This window comes from Devosia honganensis (genome assembly GCF_042648785.1).
GTDB lineage: Bacteria > Pseudomonadota > Alphaproteobacteria > Rhizobiales > Devosiaceae > Devosia > Devosia honganensis.
On the sequence record NZ_JBHRYD010000007.1, the window covers coordinates 34,226 to 54,538 of the forward strand.

Consider the following 20,313-nt stretch of genomic DNA (forward strand, 5'->3'; position numbering starts at 1 on the left):
ATGCGCCCCTTCCTTCGCCATTGTCCGGTTGTCCGGCGTGAGTCGCCCGAATGAGCCGGGTGGCTTCAGCGTGTGGCGGCGCTACTCTGCTGCCTGCTTTTCGATGGCGCTGCGCTGGTCGGTGATGGCCAGCGGCTCGGGCGGCGTGTCGCCGCGCTGGCGGCGGATGCGCAGGCGCTTGATGCGGCGGCTGTCGGCCGCCAGCACCTCGAATTCGAAACCATCCAGACCATTGATGCGCTCGCCGCGTTTGGGCACGTGCCCGGCAAGGTCGAAGACCAGTCCGCCGATCGTGTCCACTTCCTCGGCATGGGCACCGGGATCGAAATCGGGGCCGATCAGCGCCTGCACTTCTTCGAGCTCGGCGCGGGCGCTGGCGACATAGGTGTCCTCGCCGACCTTGCGGATCAGCGCCACCTCGGCCTCGTCGTGCTCATCCTCGATCTCGCCCACCACCGCCTCGAGCAGGTCCTCGATGGTGACGAGCCCGTCGGTGCCGCCATATTCGTCCACCACGATGGCCATATGGGTGCGGCTGGCGCGCATCTGCTGCAGGAGATCGGCGGCCGGCATCACCGTGGGCACGAACATGGCACGGCGCATGATGCCCAGCTTGCCGACCTTCTGCCGGAGCACGGGCGTCAGCAGCCGTACCGGCACTTCTTTTTCTGGATCGGTCACCGGCTCGGTGATCCGGGCCAGGGCGTCCTTGATGTGGATGAAGCCTTTAATGTCGTCCAGTTCGTCGTCATAGACGGGCAGGCGGGAATGGCCCACCTGCCGGAACCGGGCGAGCAGCGCCCCCAGATTGATGCTGGAGGGCACCGCCTTGATGTCGGAGCGCTCCACCATGACGTCTTCCACCGACACCTGGGAGAGCTTGAGCACGTTTTGCAGGATGGCCCGCTCGCTCTCGGAAAAATCCGCGGTCTCGGCGCTGCCGGTTTCCTCCAGCGCCACCTGCAGATCGTCGCGCAGGGATACCGTTCTCAGGCTCAAAAGACCCTTGAGACGGTTCCACAGGCTCGGCCCCCGCGCCGCGGCGGGGGCGGGACTAGAGGGAGGGTCGGGGTTTTCGGCCACCCGCGGGGCGCTGATATCGCTATCGTTCATTCATCTCGCGCCGCGCAACGGCGGCTCTGGTTGTCCATCGGACGAAAAGGCATGCATGATCGGGGTTCGCCCGCCCCGATGTCAATCGGCATAGGGATCATCGATGCCCAGCTCGTGCAATATCTGGGTTTCTAGACCTTCCATTTGAAGGGCCTCTTGCTCATCAAGGTGATCATACCCCAAAATGTGAAGAAAGCCATGCACGATCAGATGGGTGAAATGGTCTTCGAGGCTCTTTCCCAGCTCTTCCGCCTCGCGCTCCAGCGTCTCGCGCGCCAGGGTAATGTCGCCCAGCAGCCCCGCTACCGGCGCAAAAGGCTCGATCTGTGGAAAGCTCAGCACATTGGTCGGCGCCTGTTTTCCGCGCCATTGGGCGTTGAGCCGGGCCTGCTCGTCATCGTCGGTCAGAAGCACCGACAGTTCGGCGGCGCCGGCCAGCCGCGCGCCCGAGCCCTTGAGGGCCGCCAGCACCGCTGCTTCCGCCAGGGCGTCGAAATGGTCCGGCCAGCCTTCCGCATCGTGCAGGACGGCGATCTCGAGCGGCAAGGCGGTCAGTTGGCGTTCCCTTCGGCGGCGTTCTGCCGGGCGAGGCGCCGGACAGCGGCCTGCTCATAGGCCCGGACGATGCGTCCCACAAGGGCGTGGCGCACCACGTCCTTGTCGCCGAAGCGGGAGACATGCACGCCCTCCACGCCATCGAGCAGGCCTACCGCCTCGACGAGCCCCGATCTTTCTCCGCGCGGCAGGTCGACCTGGGTGGGATCGCCGGTGACGATCATCTTGGAATTCTCCCCCAGCCGCGTCAGGAACATCTTCATCTGCATCGAGGTGGTGTTCTGCGCCTCGTCTAGGATGACCACGGCATTGGAGAGCGTGCGCCCACGCATGAAGGCCAGCGGGGCGACCTCGATGATGCCCGAAGTGATGCAGCGCTCGACATTTTCGGGCTTCATCATGTCATAGAGCGCGTCGTAGAGCGGCCGCAGATAGGGGTCGACCTTCTCCTTCATGTCCCCGGGCAGGAAGCCGAGGCGCTCACCGGCCTCGACCGCCGGACGGGAGAGGACGATGCGGTTGATATCGCCGCGCTCGAGCAGCGAGGCGGCGTGGGCTACTGCCAGATAAGTCTTGCCGGTGCCGGCGGGGCCGATGCCGAAGACCAGTTCGCTACGCTCCATGGCGCGCATATAGGCGTCCTGGGCGGGGGTGCGGGCCAATATGGTGGATTTGCGCGTGGCGATCTGGGCCATGCGCACCTTGCCGCGCCGCTCCAGCGTGGGCAAAGTGAGCTGGCTGTCCTCGGTTTCGACCATGCGGATCACCGCATCGACGTCGGCGATATCGGCGGAGCGGCCTTCCTCCAGGCCGGCATAGAGCGATTCGAGTACCCGTCGCGCCTGGTCGATCTTGGAGGCCGCGCCCTTCAGCAGCACGTGATTGCCGCGCGGCGTGGCCGAAACGGAGAGGCGCTGTTCGATGAGGGCGAGGTTCTGGTCGAAATCGCCATAGAGCTGGGCAGCGAGGCGATTGTCTTCAAAAGCGAGTTCGAGTTGCGATGCAAGGGCGTTGTCTGCGGTGGGTGGCAAGTGCCTGCTCAAACTTTCTCGGCTCCGGAAAAGGGTGACGGCGCACCACGCGCCATCCATGCGATAACGACGCTAGGACGATTTGGGTGCCATGTCTGTAGATATTTTGTGACTATTATCCCCGACGCCAAGGCGGCTCCGATGGCGTTCCTTATGCTTCGGCCGCGCTCAAGGTGGGGCTCCATCGGCATTCACTCAGGCGGCCACCGACCCGGCCAGCCGGCCCTCGAGCGAATTGGTGCTGATACCGACGATCTCGACCGGATGGATGGCGCCGATCAGTTCGGCCGGGCCATCGAAATGCACCGCCTGCAGATAGGGCGAGCGTCCGCCCAATTGCCCCGGTTCGCGGCCGGGACGCTCGATCAGCACCGGTAGGGTCCTGCCCACCATCGAGGCGTTGAAGGCCTGCATCTGGCCGGCAACCAGGTCCTGCAGGCGATGCAGGCGCTCGGTCTTGACCGCCTCGTCCACCTGCCCGTCCAAGCTGGCGCCCGGCGTGCCCGGGCGGGTCGAATATTTGAACGAGTAGGCCGAGGCATAGCCCACCTCGCGGATGATCGCGAGCGTGTCCTCGAAATCCGCGTCGGTCTCGCCGGGAAAGCCGACGATGAAATCGCCGGACAACGCCATGTCCGGCCGCGCCGTCCTGATGCGCTCGATCAGCGCCAGGTACTGGGCGCGCGTATGCTTGCGGTTCATGGCCTTGAGGATGCGATCGGAGCCGGATTGCACCGGCAGGTGCAGATAGGGCATCAGCAGGGGCAGGTCGCGATGAGCCGCGATCAGCGCGTCGTCCATGTCGCGGGGGTGGCTGGTGGTGTAGCGCAGCCGTTCGAGCCCGGAAATCTCGGCGAGCAGATGGGCCAGCTCCCCCAGCCCCACGTCGCGGCCGGCGGCGTCGAGGCCGTGATAGGCGTTGACGTTCTGGCCCAGCAGGGTGATTTCCCTGACGCCCGCATCGACGAGGCGCCGCGCTTCGTCCAGCACCTGGGCGACCGGACGGCTCACCTCGGCTCCGCGCGTATAGGGCACGACGCAGAAGGAGCAGAACTTGTCGCAGCCCTCCTGCACGGTGAGGAAGGCGGTCAGCCCCCGCGCCAGCGTGACCTCGCGCCGCGCCGCCGGGAGATGGGCGAACTTGTCTTCCTCGGGGAAGTCGGTGTCCACCACCGCCCGCTTGAGGCTGGGATGCAGATGCCGCCGCGCCGCCGCTTGCTCCAGCATGACGGGCAGGCGATGATAGGCCTGCGGTCCGAACACCAGGTCGACCACCGGGGCCCGGCGGGCGATCTCCTCGCCCTCGGCCTGGGCAACGCAGCCGGCTACCCCGATCATCAGGTCGCCGCCCATGGCGCGTTTTTCGCCCTGCAATTCCTTGAGCCGGCCGAGTTCGGAAAAGACCTTTTCGGACGCCTTCTCGCGGATATGGCAGGTATTGAGCAGCACTAGGTCCGCATCCGCGATCTGCTGGGTCGGCGCGTAGCCGTGCGGGGCCAGGGCGTCGGCCATGCGGTCGCTGTCATAGACGTTCATCTGACAGCCATAGGTTTTGATGAACACCCGCTTGGACGGGGTCTGGGGCTTGGTGTCGATCCGGCTCATGGGCGGCTGTTTAGCAGAGCTTGAAGCGCCGCGCCATGGTCTGCAACCGCTGCGGCGCTGGTGTGTTGTAGCTGCAGCGCCCAACGGTCCGCCGGAACCGGACCGGGCGTGAGCGGTCTTTGGCGCAGCGATCCGTCCAGGCTTGGGCCGGAATCCGGCGGGAGGGATGACGACTATGAGGAGACAGGGATACACGCATTGGGAAGCGGCCGCCTTGCGCGACGGGCGCAAACCCGGCCCCATCGAAGCGCCGGTACAGGTGCGCAATGCGGGGCCGGAGGCGATGGCTACCGATCCGGGGCCTTGGGACAAGGTCGACCAGGCCGTAGACGAAAGCTTTCCGGCCAGTGATGCCGGCGCCAAGTATTGAGTAACGTAACGCTGCTAGGGTGGCGGGAGTTCTGAAGGGAAACGGGGCATGGCGGACGATATGGTCCGAGACGAAGCCGCGCCAGCGGGGCAAGCGCGCGGCCGGCCGGTGGCATTCTATCTGATTGCGCTGATGCTGGCGATCCTCATCCCGGCGCTGGCGGTGGCGCTGGTGCTGCTCAATCGCGCCAACGATGCCCAGCAGGGAGTGCTGAGCGCGCTCACCCACGCCACGGTGCAGGCCATGGGACAGTCGGTAGACCGCGAGATCGCGGGCATGGCCACGACATTGCGCGTGCTCTCCACCACCCAGGCGCTGCATGACGGCGACATGTCGCTGTTCCATCTGCGCTCGCTTGTCGCCCTGGCGGGCACCGGCTCCTATCTCATCGCCGTCGATGACCGGATGCAGCAATTGCTCAATACCAGGGTGGATTACGGCACGCCGCTTGGCCTCACCTCAGACACCGCAACCGCCAGCCGGGCGCTGGAGCGGCGCATGGTGACGGTTTCCCCGCTGTTTTTCGGCCAGACGGCGCGGACCTATGTATTCAATGTCTGGTTGCCGGTGGAGGGGGTCGAGCCGGTGCGGCTGCTGGCGCTGACGCAGAATTCGCGCAACCTCGTGCCGGCCCTGCAATCGCAGCAATTGCCATCCGGCTGGTATGCCGCCCTGGTCGACCCCGACAATATGGTCATCGCCGCGACCGACGCGGAGCTGGAGATCGGCGAGGTGCTGCCGCTCCGCCAGGACGTTCAGCACATCTCCGACACGGAATGGGTACAGGAACGGCTGGAGGGCGAGGCGGTGATCACCGCCGAATGGCGGTCCAGCCTCACCGGCTGGCGGGTCGTCGCCTGGGCCTCGGCGGCGCAGGTGCAGCGGCCCTTGCAGGAATCGGTCGTCCAGCTCGCCGCCTGGGGCATAGTGATCGCCTTGCTGGCTACCGGGGTGGCGCTGCTGATTGCCCAGCGCATCGGCGGCTCGGTCATGGGCCTCAGGCGCGACGCCAAGCGCCTCGGGCGCGGCGAGGCGGTCTATCCGCGCACCTACCCGGTGGTGGAGATCGCCGAGGTGTCGCAGGCCCTGGCCGAAGCCTCCGTGCAGCGCCAGACCGCCGAGCGCGACATTCGCTTTCTGATGCGCGAACTGGCGCACCGCTCCAAGAACCAGATGGCGGTGATCGCCGCCATGGCCAAGCAGACGGCGCGCGGCGCGCCCGACCTGCCGGCCTATGTGGAGGCGTTGGAGCGGCGCATCATGGGTCTTGCACGCTCCACCGACCTGCTGCTGGCCCATGGCCGCGCCGGCGCGAGCCTGCGCGAGCTCATCGAGCATCAGCTAGGGCCCTTCCGCCCGGCCGACGAGGGCCGGGTGCGGCTGGAGGGGCCGGATCTCAGGATCAACCCGCAGGGGGCGCAGATTCTGGGCATGGCGCTACATGAACTGGCCACCAATGCCACGCGTTACGGGGCCTTCGCCGCGCCCGAAGGGCGGCTGGCGCTCACCTGGTCGGCCGATATGGATACGCTTTCCATGCGCTGGCGCGAGACGCTGGGCCGGAAATTGATCGATACCGACCGCTCGGGCTTCGGCACCATCGTGCTGCGCACCATGGTCGGGGGCGCGCTGGGCGCGCAGGTGGACCGGACGGCGCATGAGGATGGGGTGGAGTGGCTGTTCCAGATTCCGTTGACGGCGCTCGACCCGGCCTTTGCCGCCACGCGGCCGGACGAGGAACCGCAAGTCCAATAAATTCTGGCGTTATGACGCGGTTTGCACTATAGCAGCGCCAGCCGGCGCCACGGCCTTGCCATTTCCGGCGCCTGCCCCCGGGCTGGTCCACGTTTCGCTCGAGACGCCGAACCGGCCACGGGTCCAACTTAGTTGCGCTCTCGAGCCGGAAAAGCGGTCCCCGCCTTTCCCGAAGCGCTTCCCGGCCCCACCTGGACGACATCCCGGCTGGGGCGGCCACCATCCTCGTTTTCGAAAGGATATGCCCGATGTCGATTACCGCCGAACGCAAGAGCGAACTCATCAGGGAATACGCCACCAAGGCCAACGATACCGGCTCGCCGGAAGTCCAGGTGGCGATCCTGTCCGAGCGCATTGCCAATCTCACCGAGCACTTCAAGGGCCACAACAAGGACAACCACTCCCGCCGTGGCCTTTTGAAGCTGGTTTCGACCCGCCGCAGCCTTCTCGACTACCTCAAAAGGGTGGACGAGCAGCGTTACCGGACGCTGATCGAAAAGCTCGGTCTGCGCCGCTAAGGCGAGATGTTTTTCCGGCGCGGGGGATACCTTCCGCGCCGGTTGCCCTTTTAGGGCGACAGGCCGGTGTGCCGGAGCATGGCAGGATCATCGGCCTCTTCCGTGGGGAGAGGCTCATCGTCTTGCCCATGTTCTGTCCCGCCAGACATGAACCCGTGCCTGATTTTGAGCCGGCGCGCACATGGAGTGCGATGCCGGTGCGGGCACACCGGAAGAGTTCGCGGGCGTAGCCTCGCCCGCGTTCCCGCTCTCCGGCAGAATGGAAAGACGAACAAATGTCGATCAATTTCGATCACCACAAGGTCGAGCTCAACTGGGGCGGCCAGCCCCTGACGCTCGAGACCGGCAAGATCGCCCGCCAGGCCGATGGCGCCGTGCTCGCCACTTTGGGCGAGACAGTCGTGCTCGCCACCGTGGTCAGCGCCAAGACGCCCAAGCCGGGCCAGGATTTTTTCCCCCTGACCGTCAACTATCAGGAAAAATACTTCGCCGCCGGCAAGATTCCGGGCGGCTATTTCAAGCGCGAAGGCCGCCCCTCCGAGAACGAGACCCTGGTGTCGCGCCTCATCGACCGGCCGATCCGCCCACTCTTTCCCGATGGCTACAAGAACGAAACCCAGGTCATCATCACCGTTCTCCAGCATGACATGGAGAACAATCCCGACGTGCTGGCCATGGTCGCAGCCTCCGCGGCGCTGACCATTTCGGGCGTGCCCTTCATGGGGCCGATCGGGGCGGCCCGCGTCGCCTATATCGACGGCGCATATGTCCTCAACCCCTCGATCGACCGCCGCGCCGACTCCAAGCTCGACCTGGTGATGGCCGGCACCACCGATGCGGTGCTGATGGTGGAATCGGAAGCCAAGGAACTTTCCGAGGAAGTCATGCTGGGCGCCGTCATGTTCGGCCATGCCGAAAGCGCCAAGGTCATCGAGGCCATCATCAAGCTGGCCGAGCTCGCCGCCAAGGAGCCCCGCGATTTCGTCCCGCCCGATTTCTCGGCGCTGGAAAAGGACGTGCTGGACCTGGCCGAGGCTGATCTGCGCGCCGCCTACAAGCTCACTGACAAGCAGCAGCGCTATGCCGCCGTCGACGCCGCCAACGCCAAGGTCAAGGAAGCCTTCGCCGCGCGGATCGAGGCGGGCACCGTCTCCGCCGAGGAGCTGGGCGAGGTCGTCCATGGCCTCCAGGCCAAGATCGTGCGCTGGAACATCCTCGACACCGGCACCCGCATCGACGGGCGCGATCTCAAGACCGTCCGCCCGATCCTGGCGGAAGTGGGCGTGCTGCCACGCACCCACGGCTCGGCCATCTTCACCCGCGGGGAGACCCAGGCGCTGGTGGTGGCGACGCTGGGCACCGGCGAGGACGAGCAGTTCGTCGACAGCCTCGAGGGCACGCGCAAGGAAAATTTCCTCCTGCACTACAACTTCCCGCCCTATTCGGTGGGTGAGGCCGGCCGCATGGGCTCGCCGGGCCGGCGCGAGATCGGTCACGGCAAGCTGGCGTGGCGCGCCATCAACCCGATCCGGCCCTCGGTGGAGGAATTCCCCTACACCATCCGCGTCGTCTCCGAGATCACCGAATCCAACGGCTCGTCCTCGATGGCGACCGTGTGCGGCACCTCGCTGGCGCTGATGGATGCGGGCGTGCCGATGCAGCGACCGGTGGCCGGCATCGCCATGGGCCTGATCATGGAAGGCGAGAAGTTCGCGGTGCTCTCCGACATCCTGGGTGACGAGGATCATTTGGGCGACATGGACTTCAAGGTGGCCGGCACCGAACAGGGCGTCACCTCCTTGCAGATGGACATCAAGATCGCCGGCATCACCGAGCAGATCATGAAGATCGCCCTGGCCCAGGCCAAGGAAGGCCGCGTGCATATCCTGGGCGAGATGGCCAAGGCGCTCTCGGCCAGCCGCGGCGAAGTGGGTGAGTTCGCCCCGCGCATCGAAACGATGAAGATCCCCACCGACAAGATCCGCGACGTGATCGGCACCGGCGGCAAGATCATCCGCGAGATCGTGGAAAAGACCGGCGCCAAGATCAATATCGAGGATGACGGCACCATCAAGATCGCCTCCTCGGACGGCTCCCAGATCGAGGCTGCCATCAAGTGGATCCGCTCGATCACCGACGAGCCGGAAGTGGGTGGCATCTATCAGGGCACCGTGGTCAAGACCGCCGATTTCGGCGCCTTCGTCAACTTCTTCGGTGCCAAGGACGGCCTGGTGCACATCTCCCAGCTTGCCGACCAGCGCGTTGCCAAGACCACCGACGTGGTCAAGGAAGGCGACAAGGTCTGGGTCAAGCTCCTGGGCTTCGACGAGCGCGGCAAGGTCCGCCTGTCGATGAAGGTGCTGGATCAGGAAACTGGCAAGGAAATCGCCCGGGACGGCAAGGAAGACGCGGCCGAATAAGGCGCCGCCGCCTCAAATCCGAAAGGGCCGGGTGCGATCCCGGCCCTTTTTTGTGTGTTGCCAGACCCGGTGTGGAGGTCGTGCAACACTTGCTTCCTCCATCACATTGTGGCGAGGAACTGCCTCATTCGTACCACGTTAAGGATAGCATGGGTAAAACCGTGTGTTATGGCGGGCTTGGTACCGCTCAGCATTTCCCCGTCCCGCCTGCCGAGGTTCGCCTGTTGATTTCCCGCCGCCTGTTCCTGATCGGCCTGTCCGCCACGGCCCTTTCCGCCTGTTCGTCCACGCGCCAGCCCCGAGTGCAGGAGCCGGTGATCGATCCGTACTATCTGCGCATGTACGGTGCGATCCACACCGAGCCCTATCCCATCGCCGCCATGGATCTGCGTCACGTCGATCCGAAGTGGTGGCGCCAGGAGGTGCCCTATTTCACCAATGAGCGCCCCGGTACCCTGGTCGTCGACACGCCCGCCCATTTCCTTTACCTCGTGCTCGAGAACGGTCGCGCCCTGCGCTACGGCATCGGCGTGGGCAAGGACGAGGCGCTGGTGTTCCGCGGCAACGCCACCGTCGGGCGCAAGGCAGAATGGCCGCGCTGGACCCCGACCCGGTCCATGATCGCCCGCGAGCCCGAACGCTATGGCCCCTGGGCCGGCGGCATGCCTCCCGGTCCCGAGAATCCCCTGGGTCCCCGCGCGCTCTATCTCTACAAGAACGGCGCCGACACGCTGTTCCGCATCCACGGCACCACCGAGCCCTATACGATCGGCACCAATGTCTCCTCGGGCTGCATTCGCCTGATGAACCAGGACATTCTCGATCTCTATGCCCGCGTCCCGGTCGGCGCCCGAGTGACGGTGATCAACTGAACCATCAAGGATGATGTTGAAGAGCTTTTTCGAACATCCGCGATGCCTACCACCCTACCAGTGATATTCTATCCCAGTTGATTTTGAAGTGAGTTAAGACCGAGTTGGTCGATCAGGTCCATGCCCGCTGACCAATGCACCGCTTGCCAGCCAAAGGCGCGTGCGGCCATGACATTGGCCTCAGTATCATCAATCAGCACTGTCCGCTTGGGCGGCGTCTCCACCGCAGCGGCGACATATCGGTAAAACTCTTCATCCGGTTTGCGGTAACCGATCGCGGCTGAGTAGAACATTCCGTCCACGTGCCGCTCCAAACCCATCTCCTTCATGAGATAAGTGGCGCGCATATGTTCCTGATTGGTGGCCAGATAGACACGCCGGCCCTGCCTGCGTAGGGCAACGATGGCGGCGAGTACGGAGCGGTCGATGCGGGAATCATTGCGGAACCAGTAATCGATCAGGGTTTCCGCGCTGACCGCCGGCGCTAGGGTTGCCAGCACTTCAGTCAGCTCGGGCAGAAGCGGCTTCCGCCCGGTGACAATGGCTGGCCAGCGCAGTGCGAAGAATTCGCTTTGTAGCCTAGCGAGTGGAATGCCCAGATCACGCTCCAGATCGGTGAACAGGTGCGCCCCGTCCTGCGGCCGTCCCGAGACCAGCACACCGTCAATATCGACTAGGATCGTTTCCATTTCGGCTTCCTTTGCCGGACACTGCTCCACAATAGAGCCTTATGGCGACGAAATGAAAAGGGGCGCGGTCGGTTACCGCGCCCCTGGAATTGCCCTGGCGACAAAGCCTACAGTGACCGCTGCACCGTCTCGACGCGGAAGCATTCGATGACGTCGCCGGCGCGGATGTCCTCGTAATTCTCGAAGGCCATGCCGCATTCCTGGCCGACGGCCACTTCCTTGACCTCGTCCTTGAAGCGCTTGAGCGTCTTGAGCTTGCCTTCGTGGATGACGACGTCGTCGCGCAGCAGGCGCACGCCGGCACCGCGTTCGACGATGCCCTCGGTGACCCGGCAGCCCGCGACCTTGCCGACCTTGGTGATCTGGAACACTTCCAGGATTTCGGCATAGCCGATGAAGGTCTCGCGGCGCTCGGGGGCGAGAAGGCCGCTCATGGCGCCCTTCACGTCATCGATGAGGTCGTAGATGATGTTGTAGTAGCGGATCTCGATGCCGTCGCGGGCGGCCAATTCGGTGGCCTGCTTGTTGGCGCGGACGTTGAAGCCGATGATGATGGCATCGGATGCCGAGGCCAGGGTGACGTCGCTTTCGGTGATGCCGCCCACACCCGAAAAGAGGATCTGGGCCGACACTTCGTCGGTCGAGAGCTTGTTGAGGCTGGCCACGATGGCTTCGACCGAGCCCTGCACGTCGCCCTTGATCACCAGCGGGAACTTGGAGATGCCCGAGGCCTTGAGCTGGTTCATCATCTGCTCGAGGCTGGTGGCGCCGCCCCCGGCGGTCTTCTCGCGGATGGCGCGCTGGCGATATTCGGTCACCTCGCGGGCCCTGGCCTCGGTCTCGACCACCGAGAAGCGGTCGCCGGCGCTGGGCACGCCATTGAAGCCAAGGACTTCCACCGGCACCGAAGGGCCGGCTTCCTTGACCTGTTCGCCCTTGTCGTTGATCAGGGCGCGGACGCGGGCCATTTCGGTGCCCGCCACCACGATGTCGCCGACCTTGAGCGTGCCGCGCTGCACCAGCACGGTCGCCACCGGACCCCGGCCGCGATCGAGCTTGGCTTCGATGACCAGGCCCTCGGCGCGCCCGTCATGGGGCGCCTTGAGCTCGAGCACTTCGGCCTGCAGCAGGATGGTCTCGAGCAGCTTGTCGAGGCCGGCGCCGGTCTTGGCCGCGACTTCCACGTCGAGCACTTCGCCGCCCATGGATTCCACGAACACCTCGTGCTGCAGCAATTCCGTGCGCACCCGGGTGGGGTTGGCCTCGGGCTTGTCCATCTTGGTGATGGCCACGATGATCGGAACCTCTGCCGCCTTGGCGTGCTTGATGGATTCGATGGTCTGGGGCATCACCCCGTCATCGGAGGCCACGACCAGTACCGCGATATCGGTTGCCTGGGCGCCGCGGGCGCGCATGGCGGTGAAAGCCTCGTGGCCCGGCGTGTCGAGGAAGGTGATCCTGCTGCCGTTCTTCTCGACCTGATAGGCGCCGATATGCTGGGTGATGCCGCCCGCTTCCCCCGAAACCACATTGGCTTCGCGGATGGCGTCGAGCAGCGAGGTCTTGCCGTGGTCGACATGGCCCATGATGGTCACGACCGGGGCACGCATCGCCAGGTCCTCGGCCCTGTCGTCGGAGGGAATGTCGAAAAGGCCTTCTTCCACGTCGGCTTCCGAGACGCGCTTGACGGTGTGGCCCAGCTCGATGGCGATGAGCTCGGCCGTGTCGGCGTCGATGACGTCGTTGATCTTGGCCATCTGGCCCTGCGTCATCAGCACCTTGATCACGTCGACGGCGCGCTCGGCCATGCGGTTGGCCAGCTCCTGCACGGTGATCGCCTCGGGGATGGTCACCTCGCGGCTGAGCTTGGGCGCGGCCTGCTGGTTGCGGCCCATCTTCTTGTCGCGGCGGCGGCGCATGGCGGCCAGCGACGGACCGCGATCGCGATCGCTTTCGGTGGTGGCGCTGGCCACGGTCAGGCGGCCGCGCGGAGCCTCGTTGCCGCTACGGCGCGAGGGCCGCTCCGGCTGGGCGCGCGAGGCGCGGCGGGCATTTTCGAGCTCGGCTTCCGTCGTCGGCCGCTGCTGGGGCGCGCCGGTGCGGATGCGGCGGCCATCGGCCTCGCTGGGCGGAGCGGGAGGCACATTGCCGATCGGCGCCATGCCACCGGGGCGGCGGTCGCCGGCAGGGCGGCCCGCAGCGCCGGCCGGACGGCGTTCCCCGGTCGGCCGCGCTCCCGCGGCGCCATCGCGGGTCGCCGGACGTTCGGCGCGCGCCGGGCGACCGGCCTGGCCGGGACGACCGGCAACGACGCGGACGCTGGAAGGGCCGGGATTGCGCTGGCTGGCCGGCACGAATTCCTCGTCCGCGGCTTCCGGTTCGGGAGCGGAGGCGGTTTCCTCCTCGGTGCGACGGGCTTCCTCGGCCTGGCGGCGCTCCTCTTCCTGGCGCGCGGCTTCCTCGCGGATCTGCCGGCGGCGATTGTCTTCCTCGATGCGGCGGGCCTCTTCGGCCGCGAAGCGCTGGCTGTCCTCGGCCTGGCGGGCGCCGGCCTGCGCCAGGGCGCGGCGGCGGGCCTCGGCCTCGGCGGCGCTGAGCCCCAGCGGAGCCCTTGATTGCTGCTGCATGGACCGGCCCTGGCCGGGGCGGCCGCCGGGCGCGCCGGGGCGGCCGGGCTGGGCGCCGGGCTTAGGCACCACGCGCGTCCGCTTTTCCACGACTACGGTAGAGCGCGACGGGCCGCGCGACATCCCGCCGGGCCGATTGCCCAGCCCGGCGCCACCCTTGAGGGTCAGAGTCTTCTTGGCGCCGGTGTCGTCGGAACGCTTGTCGTCGTTGTCAGCCATACTTCCTATCGTCTTTCGTCCTGTTCCGCGGGCAAAGCCACACCCTGCACCGTCGTGCGGTCGGTGTGTTCATCCATCGGTTGGGCGTTGTATCGGGCCAGTCTCATGGCCTTTTCCACCGCCGATTGGGCTGCTGCCCCGGTCGTGAGGGCAGCATGTATCACATTTTCAAGTCCAAGTGCCAAACCCATTTGCGCACTTGCGAGCAATTCGAAATGCGGCACGTCCGGACCGGTCGAACCGGCCTCGCGCCGCGCGTGGTTGAGGGCTCTCAGCGCCCCCAGCATCTTGTTGCGCCCATCCGGGGCGGCGTCGGTCGCGGTCACCAGCGCGATGGCCGTGCCGCTCTCGATGGCACCCCTCACCCGGGTCGCCCCCGAAACGAACTGTCCGGCCTTGCGGGCCATGCCCAGGGCCGAGAGCAGGCGCTGTTCGAGGCGCAGTCGCGTCAGGTCGGCCAAATCCGCCGGCACCGTCACCGGCGCCTTGAGGCTGCGGGCGAAAGCTTTCTTCTTCACCGCCTCCGCCACCGCCTCATGGCTGAGCGTGATCCACACGCCGCGGCCCTCGGCCCGGGCCTCGACATCGGGCACCAGCACGCCGTCGGGTCCTACCACGAAACGCACCAGCGCCTCGACCGGCTTTTCCGTCCGGGTCAAGGCACAGGTCCTTGCCATGTCCGCGCGCCGGGCCAAAGCCGGGTGCTCCCCAGGAAGGCGGTCCTTAGACCGCCTCCTCCTCGGCATGGCCTTCGCCGTCATCTTCGGTCAGCTCCTCGGCGCTGATCCAGCCGGCCCGGATGCGGGCCTGCATGATCATGTCCTCGGCCTCCTCGCGCGAGACGGGGAAGTCCTTGAAAGTGCCGTCATAGCGCCGCGTCTCGCCATCCTTGCGTTCGGTCCAGCCCACCAGGTCGTCGGCGGCACAGCCGGCGAAATCCTCGACGGTCTTGACGCCCTCCCGGCCCAGCGCCGCCAGCATGGCGGCATTGAGCCCGGCAATCTCGTAAAGCTCTTCCTCGACCCCGAGGGCCTGGCGCTCCTCGTCGTATTTGCGGTCGATCTCGGCCAGGTATTCGGCGGCGCGGTTCTGGATCTCGGCGGCGGTTTCCTCGTCGAAGCCTTCGATCGAGGAGATTTCGTCGCTTTCGATATAGGCCAGTTCCTCGACCGAGGAAAAGCCCTCCGAAGCCAATAGCTGGGCAACCATCTCGTCGACGTCAAGGGCCTGCATGAACAGGCCGGAGCGTTCGGTGAACTCCTTCTGGCGGCGTTCGCTCTCTTCCTGCTCGGTCAGGATGTCGATATCCCAGCCGATGAGCTGGCTGGCGAGCCGCACGTTCTGGCCACGCCGGCCGATGGCCAGCGAGAGCTGCTCGTCGGGCACCACCACCTCGATGCGCTCGGCCTGTTCGTCCAGAACCACCTTGGCGACGTCCGCCGGCTGCAGGGCCGAGACCACCAGATCGGCGATATTGTCGGTCCAGGGGATGATGTCGATCTTCTCGCCCTGGAGCTCGGCCACCACCGCCTGCACGCGCGAGCCGCGCATGCCCACGCAGGCGCCCACCGGATCGATGGAGCTGTCGTTGGAAGTGACGGCGATCTTGGCGCGCGAGCCGGGATCGCGGGCGATGGAGCGGATGGTGATGACGCCATCGTAGATTTCCGGCACTTCCTGCATGAACAGCTTGGCCATGAATTGCGGATGGGTGCGCGAGAGGAAGATCTGCGGGCCGCGCTGCTCGCGGCGCACGTCGTAGATATAGGCGCGCACGCGGTCGCCATAGCGGAACAGTTCGCGCGGAATCAGCTCGTCGCGGCGGATGATGGCCTCGCCCCGGCCCAGATCGACGATGACATTGCCGTATTCGACGCGCTTGACGGAACCGTTGACGATCTCCCCGATCCGGCCCTGATATTCCTCATACATGCGGTCGCGCTCGGCGTCGCGCACCTTCTGCACGATGACCTGCTTGGCCGACTGCGCGGCGATGCGGCCAAATTCCATGGGCGGCAGCGGCTCGGTGAGGAAGTCGCCAACCTTGGCCTGGGGCGATTTGGCGCGGGCCAGCTCGAGGCTCACCTGGCGGGAGGGCTCCTCGACGGTCTCGACGATTTCCAGCAGGCGCCACATGCGGGTTTCGCCCGAACGCGGATTGATCTCCACCTTGATTTCGGTCTCGGCGCCATAGCGGCCCTTGGCGGCCTTTTCCATGGCATCCTGCATCGCCTCGATCACCACCATGCGGTCGATGGACTTTTCGCGGGCGACAGCGTCGGCAATCTGCAGCAGCTCAAGGCGGTTCGCGCTAACGGCCATTTCAGTTCGTCTCCTTGGAGTCGTCGTCGGTTTCGGCGTCGGCATATTCGACCGTTTCGGTCTCGTCGTCGTCGATGGGGTGCTGCTCCTGGTCGGCGCGCGCCATGTCCATGAGCCTGTCGGTCATGACCAGCTTGGCCTCGGCGATATTGGCCAGGTCCAGCCGGTGGTTAGGATCGGTCCCGCCCGGAGCGTCGGGCAGGGTGATGGTGACGCTCTCCTCGCCGGTCGCGGCGATCAGGCCGCGAAAGCGTTTGCGGCCATTGATCATGTCGGCCAGCTCCACCTTGGCCTCATGGCCGATGAAGCGCTCGAAATCGCGCCGGCGCACCAGTGGCCGGTCGATGCCGGGCGAGGAGACCTCGAGATGATATTCCCGGTCGATGGGATCTTCCACGTCGAGAACGGGAGAGAGATCCTTGGACAGGGCCTCGCAATCGGCGATGGTGAACCGTCCCTGCCTGTCCTCGGCCATGATCTGCAGGGTGCAGCCGTTTTCCGGCGTGACCTTGACCCGCACCAGCGCGAAACCCAGATCGTTGGCCACCGGCTCGACGATGCGGGCGATGCGGGCCTCGAGGCCCGTTTCCCTGATATAGCGCTTTTCGGTCGGATCGAAAACCATTCACGTCCCGGATAAACAAAAAGAGCGGGGGCCGTTCGCGGCACCCACTCTCGATAAGAGAGCAATGATGTTGGCTTCATATAGACCCCGAAGCCGACCATGGCAAGGGGAGCGGGCGCGGGACCTTCGGTAGACCCTGTCTTTTGCGAAGGCCCTCGGGGTATCAGCCGGCGAGGCTTGCCGGCAGTTCGGGGCCGAGCGGCACGATGCCGGTGGGGTTGAGGGCCCTCACCGAATAATAGCCGGTCTTGATGTGGTCGATATTGACCGTCTCCCGGATCCCCGGAATGGCGAGGATGCGATCGAGATAGCGGCTCAGCCCGGCATAATCGGCGATGCGGCGCAGATTGCACTTGAACAGGTCATGATAGGCGACGTCGAAGCGCACCAGCGTCACGAAGAGCCTGATATCGGCCTCCGTGAAGCGGTCGCCCGCAAGGAAGCTGCGGCCGTCGGCCAGGCGCTCCTCCAATTCGTCGAGCATGGAAAAGACCTCGTGGAAGGCTTCTTCATAGGCGATCTGCGTGGTGGCGAAGCCGGCCCGGTAGACGCCATTGTTGAGGCGCGGATAGATACGGGCGTTGAGCGCATCGATCTGTTCGCGCAGATCGGCGGGATAGAGGTCGACCGTCTCGTCGGCCAGACCCCCGAAACCCGAGTTCATCATCCGCAGAATATCGGCCGACTCGTTGTTGACGATGGTGCCGCGTTTCCTGTCCCAGAGCACCGGTACCGTCGCCCGGCCGGAAATCTCAGGATCGGCGCGCGTATAAAGTTCGTGCAGATAGGTGGCACCATTGACCTCGTCGCGGTTCGCGCCGGGATAGTCGCCGAAGTGCCAGCCCTCGTCGGTCAGGGCCGGTTCCACCACCGAGAGCGAAATGACGTTTTCCAGCTTCTTGAGCTTGCGCCCGATCAGCGTGCGCGAGGCCCAGGGACAGATCAGCGCCACGTAGAGGTGGTAACGATCCGGTTCGGCGGCAAAGCCGCTCTCACCGGTGGGGCCGGCGCTGCCATCGGGCGTCACCCAGTTGCGGAAGCTCGAGGTCTGGCGCACGAAGCCGCCTTTTTCGTCCTTGGCCTGCACTGGCTGCCAGTTGGCCATCCATTTTCCATTGACCAGCATTTCGGTCTCCTCAATGTCTCAGCGTGATGGCGATGCCCCAGGGATCGCGCAGGAGCGTGCCTTCGGCACCGGCCTCGGGCTCCATGCCCGCCTGTCGGGCGCGCGCCACGATAGTCTCGATGTCGGCGGCGTTTCGGGCGATGATCTCTACCGCGTCGAGCCCGGCCATGCCCTCGGGCCGACGCGCGGCGCCGCGGCTGTTCCAGATATTGCCGGCCAGTTGGTGGTGATAACCGCCGCTGCCGTAGAAGCTGGCGCCCGGATAGTCGGCGGCGATGTCGAAGCCCAGGACGTCGCGATAGAAGCGATCCGCCGCCGCCGTGTCGCCGACCTGCAGATGGACATGGCCGATGCTGCCGTTTTCGGGAAAGCCCGCCCAGCCCCCGCTCTGGGCGGCGGCGAGCAGGTCCTGCACGTCGAGCGGCTCGGTGGCCATCCGGATATCGCCTCTGGCATCGCGCCAGCGCGACACGGGACGGTCGGCATAGACTTCGATGCCGTTGCCTTCCGGGTCCGCGAGATAGAAGGCCTCGCTGACGATATGGTCGGACGCGCCCTGAAGCCGTACGCCTCCCTCGGCGATGTAGCGGACCCAATGGGCCAGATCGGCGCGGGTGGGCATGAGGAAGGCGGTGTGGAACAGGCCCGCCTGCCGCCGGTCGCCGGAGACAAGGGCGGGATCGGCCTCGAGGACGAGCAGGGGCGTACGGTCCTGACCCAGCACGGCGCGGCGATCGTCGCGTTCGATTTGGGTCAGCCCCAGAATGCTCCGGTAAAAGCTCGAGACGGCATCGAGATCGCGGACCTTCAGCCGGACCCTGCCGACCCGCAGCGGGGCCGTGCTCATGTCGAAGAAATCGGTGCTATTGGTCATGGTGGTTGCTCCCGGGAAAGAGGCGGCCGCGATCAGGCTCCGCGGCCGTGCGAAATGTCAGGCGCGGTTGCGCTTGAGGGCGAAGGCGCCGTTTCCGAGCAGGGCCTGGGCGATCAGGACGATGGCCCAGAAAGCGGGGAATTCCCAGCCGCCGCCCTGGCTGTCGAAATAGAAACCGGCGGCGCCGTGGGGGGCGTAGATCGAGCCGAGCAGGATCGGCACGAGGGCGAGCGAGGCCCAGCGGGTCCTGACGCCGGCGATCAGCGCGACGCCGCCCACCAGTTCTGCCGCGATGACGAGATAGGCGAGAAAGCCAGGAAAGCCGAGGCTCTCGAAGAAGCCGACCGTGCCGGCGGGCGTGTAGATTACCAGCTTGAGCCAGGCATGGGCGAGAAACAGCCCGCCCGTCGAGACCCGAAGCAGCGTCGCGGCGAGATCGGCACTGGAGACGCCGGTCCCGAGGGCAAAGCGGGCAGCAAGATCCTGAGCCGTATTGCCGGTGCCGAAAGTGGAAATGTTCATGTCCGTTCTCCTGTTGAATGACGCTTGCTTTGCGTTCCGAGGAGAAGATGGATCGGTCGGATGGAAATGATAATCCCACGGAATGGAAGAGGATCGCTTCCACTCCGGAAGCAATCTAGCGCTGCGCTCCGCGATAACGCTCGACGAGGAAGTCGACCAGCACGCGGACCTTGGCGGCCAGATGCCGGCTGTGCGGATAAAGCGCGTGGATCGGATAGGGGGGCGGCTCGAACGCCTCCAACACGCGGCGGACTCGGCCCGCAGCGAGGGCCGAAGCGGCGATGAATTCGGGTATGCAGGCCAGGCCCAGCCCGGCCTCGGCGGCCATCAGGCAGGCTTCGGCATTGGAATAGCGGATGCGGCCTTCGACCTGGGCGCTGGATGGCGCCCCGTAAAGGTCGCGGAAGGGCCAGCGGCCCGGATCCTTGAAATTGGTGTCGATGATGCAGTCGAAGTCCGGCAGGGTATCGGGATGCAGCGGCTCCCCGCTGCGTTCGAGATAGGCCGGCGCGCCCACCACGACGATGCGCGCATCGTGGAATTTTCGTGCGATGACGCTGGAATCGTTGGGATTGCCGACCCTTATGGCCAGGTCGAATCCTTCATCGACGATATTCACCAGCCGATCGGAAAAATTGACATCCAGCTCGATCTCGGGGAATTGCGCCGCGAATTCGTTCAGCGCCGGGGCGAGTTCCACAGTCCCGAAGGTGAGGGGAGCCGTGAGGCGCAGCCGACCTCGCGGCGTATGCGAGGCATCCCGGATCACCGCGTCGAGATTGTCGAACTCCTCCAGAAGCGGGCGCAGGCGGTCGAAATAGGCCTGGCCCGCCTCGGTGGGCGACACGGCGCGGGTGGTGCGGCTGAGAAGGCGCACGCCCAATTCGCTTTCGAGCCGCGACACCAGCTTCGAGGCCTGGCCCGAGCTCGTGCCCTGGCGCCCGGCGGCGGCGGTGAAGCTGCCGGTCTCCATCACCGCCACGAACATCCTGTCCGCTTCCAGCCTGTCCATCCGTCCTCCGGGTGAAGCCCTCGGTTTTCCCGCTTCTAGCATTGCCGCCCCCGGATCG

At 65.7% G+C, this 20,313-nt stretch carries 18 protein-coding genes; 5 read left to right on the top strand and 13 right to left on the bottom strand.

The window, feature by feature from the left end:
• Positions 1-81 precede the first annotated feature (81 nt).
• The 4 genes from ACFOOL_RS09080 to miaB form a co-directional block, all read right to left on the bottom strand.
• Entirely contained in the window at positions 82-1,113 is a 1,032-nt protein-coding gene (locus tag ACFOOL_RS09080) for a hemolysin family protein (protein WP_380096645.1), read from the bottom strand.
• An 81-nt stretch (positions 1,114-1,194) separates the two neighbouring features.
• The gene (gene ybeY, locus ACFOOL_RS09085; RefSeq protein WP_380096924.1) at positions 1,195-1,668 is read right to left on the bottom strand and encodes an rRNA maturation RNase YbeY; all 474 of its coding nucleotides are present in this window, start codon (positions 1,666-1,668) and stop codon (positions 1,195-1,197) included.
• Positions 1,665-2,759, bottom strand: coding sequence for a PhoH family protein (locus tag ACFOOL_RS09090; protein ID WP_380096646.1), 1,095 nt, complete (start codon positions 2,757-2,759; stop codon positions 1,665-1,667). Before ACFOOL_RS09090 ends, ybeY begins: the two co-directional genes overlap by 4 nt.
• Before the next feature lie 135 nt (positions 2,760-2,894).
• Positions 2,895-4,304, bottom strand: coding sequence for a tRNA (N6-isopentenyl adenosine(37)-C2)-methylthiotransferase MiaB (miaB, locus tag ACFOOL_RS09095; protein ID WP_380096647.1), 1,410 nt, complete (start codon positions 4,302-4,304; stop codon positions 2,895-2,897).
• A 175-nt stretch (positions 4,305-4,479) separates the two neighbouring features.
• Between miaB and ACFOOL_RS09100 the strand changes: the two genes are divergently transcribed.
• The 5 genes from ACFOOL_RS09100 (at position 4,480) to ACFOOL_RS09120 (ending at position 10,239) form a co-directional block, all read left to right on the top strand.
• The gene (locus ACFOOL_RS09100; protein ID WP_380096648.1) at positions 4,480-4,674 is read left to right on the top strand and encodes a hypothetical protein; all 195 of its coding nucleotides are present in this window, start codon (positions 4,480-4,482) and stop codon (positions 4,672-4,674) included.
• 108 nt (positions 4,675-4,782) lie between these two features.
• Positions 4,783-6,429, top strand: coding sequence for a sensor histidine kinase (locus ACFOOL_RS09105; RefSeq protein WP_380096649.1), 1,647 nt, complete (start codon positions 4,783-4,785; stop codon positions 6,427-6,429).
• Between the two features lie 248 nt (positions 6,430-6,677).
• Positions 6,678-6,947 (top strand): 30S ribosomal protein S15, encoded by a 270-nt coding sequence (rpsO, locus tag ACFOOL_RS09110; RefSeq protein ID WP_380096650.1) that lies wholly within the window; start codon positions 6,678-6,680, stop codon positions 6,945-6,947.
• A gap of 275 nt (positions 6,948-7,222) precedes the next feature.
• Positions 7,223-9,367: a polyribonucleotide nucleotidyltransferase gene (gene pnp / locus ACFOOL_RS09115; protein ID WP_380096651.1), complete on the top strand. Its 2,145-nt coding sequence runs from the start codon at positions 7,223-7,225 to the stop codon at positions 9,365-9,367.
• A 221-nt stretch (positions 9,368-9,588) separates the two neighbouring features.
• Positions 9,589-10,239 (top strand): L,D-transpeptidase, encoded by a 651-nt coding sequence (locus tag ACFOOL_RS09120; RefSeq protein WP_380096925.1) that lies wholly within the window; start codon positions 9,589-9,591, stop codon positions 10,237-10,239.
• Between the two features lie 68 nt (positions 10,240-10,307).
• Here the strand turns inward: ACFOOL_RS09120 and ACFOOL_RS09125 are convergent, their stop codons facing one another.
• From ACFOOL_RS09125 to ACFOOL_RS09165, 9 genes are all read right to left on the bottom strand, one after another.
• Positions 10,308-10,928 carry an HAD family hydrolase gene (locus tag ACFOOL_RS09125; protein WP_380096652.1) on the bottom strand — a complete coding sequence of 207 codons (621 nt, stop codon included), beginning with the start codon at positions 10,926-10,928 and terminating at the stop codon, positions 10,308-10,310.
• A gap of 107 nt (positions 10,929-11,035) precedes the next feature.
• Positions 11,036-13,774, bottom strand: a complete 2,739-nt coding sequence (gene infB, locus ACFOOL_RS09130) for a translation initiation factor IF-2 (RefSeq protein WP_380096653.1) — start codon at positions 13,772-13,774, stop codon at positions 11,036-11,038.
• A 5-nt stretch (positions 13,775-13,779) separates the two neighbouring features.
• Positions 13,780-14,535, bottom strand: coding sequence for an RNA-binding protein (locus ACFOOL_RS09135; RefSeq protein ID WP_380096654.1), 756 nt, complete (start codon positions 14,533-14,535; stop codon positions 13,780-13,782).
• Entirely contained in the window at positions 14,498-16,096 is a 1,599-nt protein-coding gene (nusA, locus tag ACFOOL_RS09140; RefSeq protein WP_380096655.1) for a transcription termination factor NusA, read from the bottom strand. Before nusA ends, ACFOOL_RS09135 begins: the two co-directional genes overlap by 38 nt.
• A gap of 1 nt (position 16,097) precedes the next feature.
• Positions 16,098-16,721 (bottom strand): ribosome maturation factor RimP, encoded by a 624-nt coding sequence (gene rimP / locus ACFOOL_RS09145; protein ID WP_380096656.1) that lies wholly within the window; start codon positions 16,719-16,721, stop codon positions 16,098-16,100.
• A 163-nt stretch (positions 16,722-16,884) separates the two neighbouring features.
• A complete protein-coding gene (locus ACFOOL_RS09150) occupies positions 16,885-17,847 on the bottom strand; it encodes a glutathione S-transferase family protein (protein ID WP_380096657.1) in 963 nt (320 codons plus the stop codon).
• Between the two features lie 10 nt (positions 17,848-17,857).
• The gene (locus ACFOOL_RS09155) at positions 17,858-18,721 is read right to left on the bottom strand and encodes a VOC family protein (RefSeq protein WP_380096658.1); all 864 of its coding nucleotides are present in this window, start codon (positions 18,719-18,721) and stop codon (positions 17,858-17,860) included.
• Between the two features lie 57 nt (positions 18,722-18,778).
• Positions 18,779-19,243, bottom strand: a complete 465-nt coding sequence (locus tag ACFOOL_RS09160) for a DoxX family protein (protein WP_380096659.1) — start codon at positions 19,241-19,243, stop codon at positions 18,779-18,781.
• Between the two features lie 115 nt (positions 19,244-19,358).
• A complete protein-coding gene (locus ACFOOL_RS09165; protein WP_380096660.1) occupies positions 19,359-20,255 on the bottom strand; it encodes a LysR family transcriptional regulator in 897 nt (298 codons plus the stop codon).
• Positions 20,256-20,313: the final 58 nt, after the last annotated feature.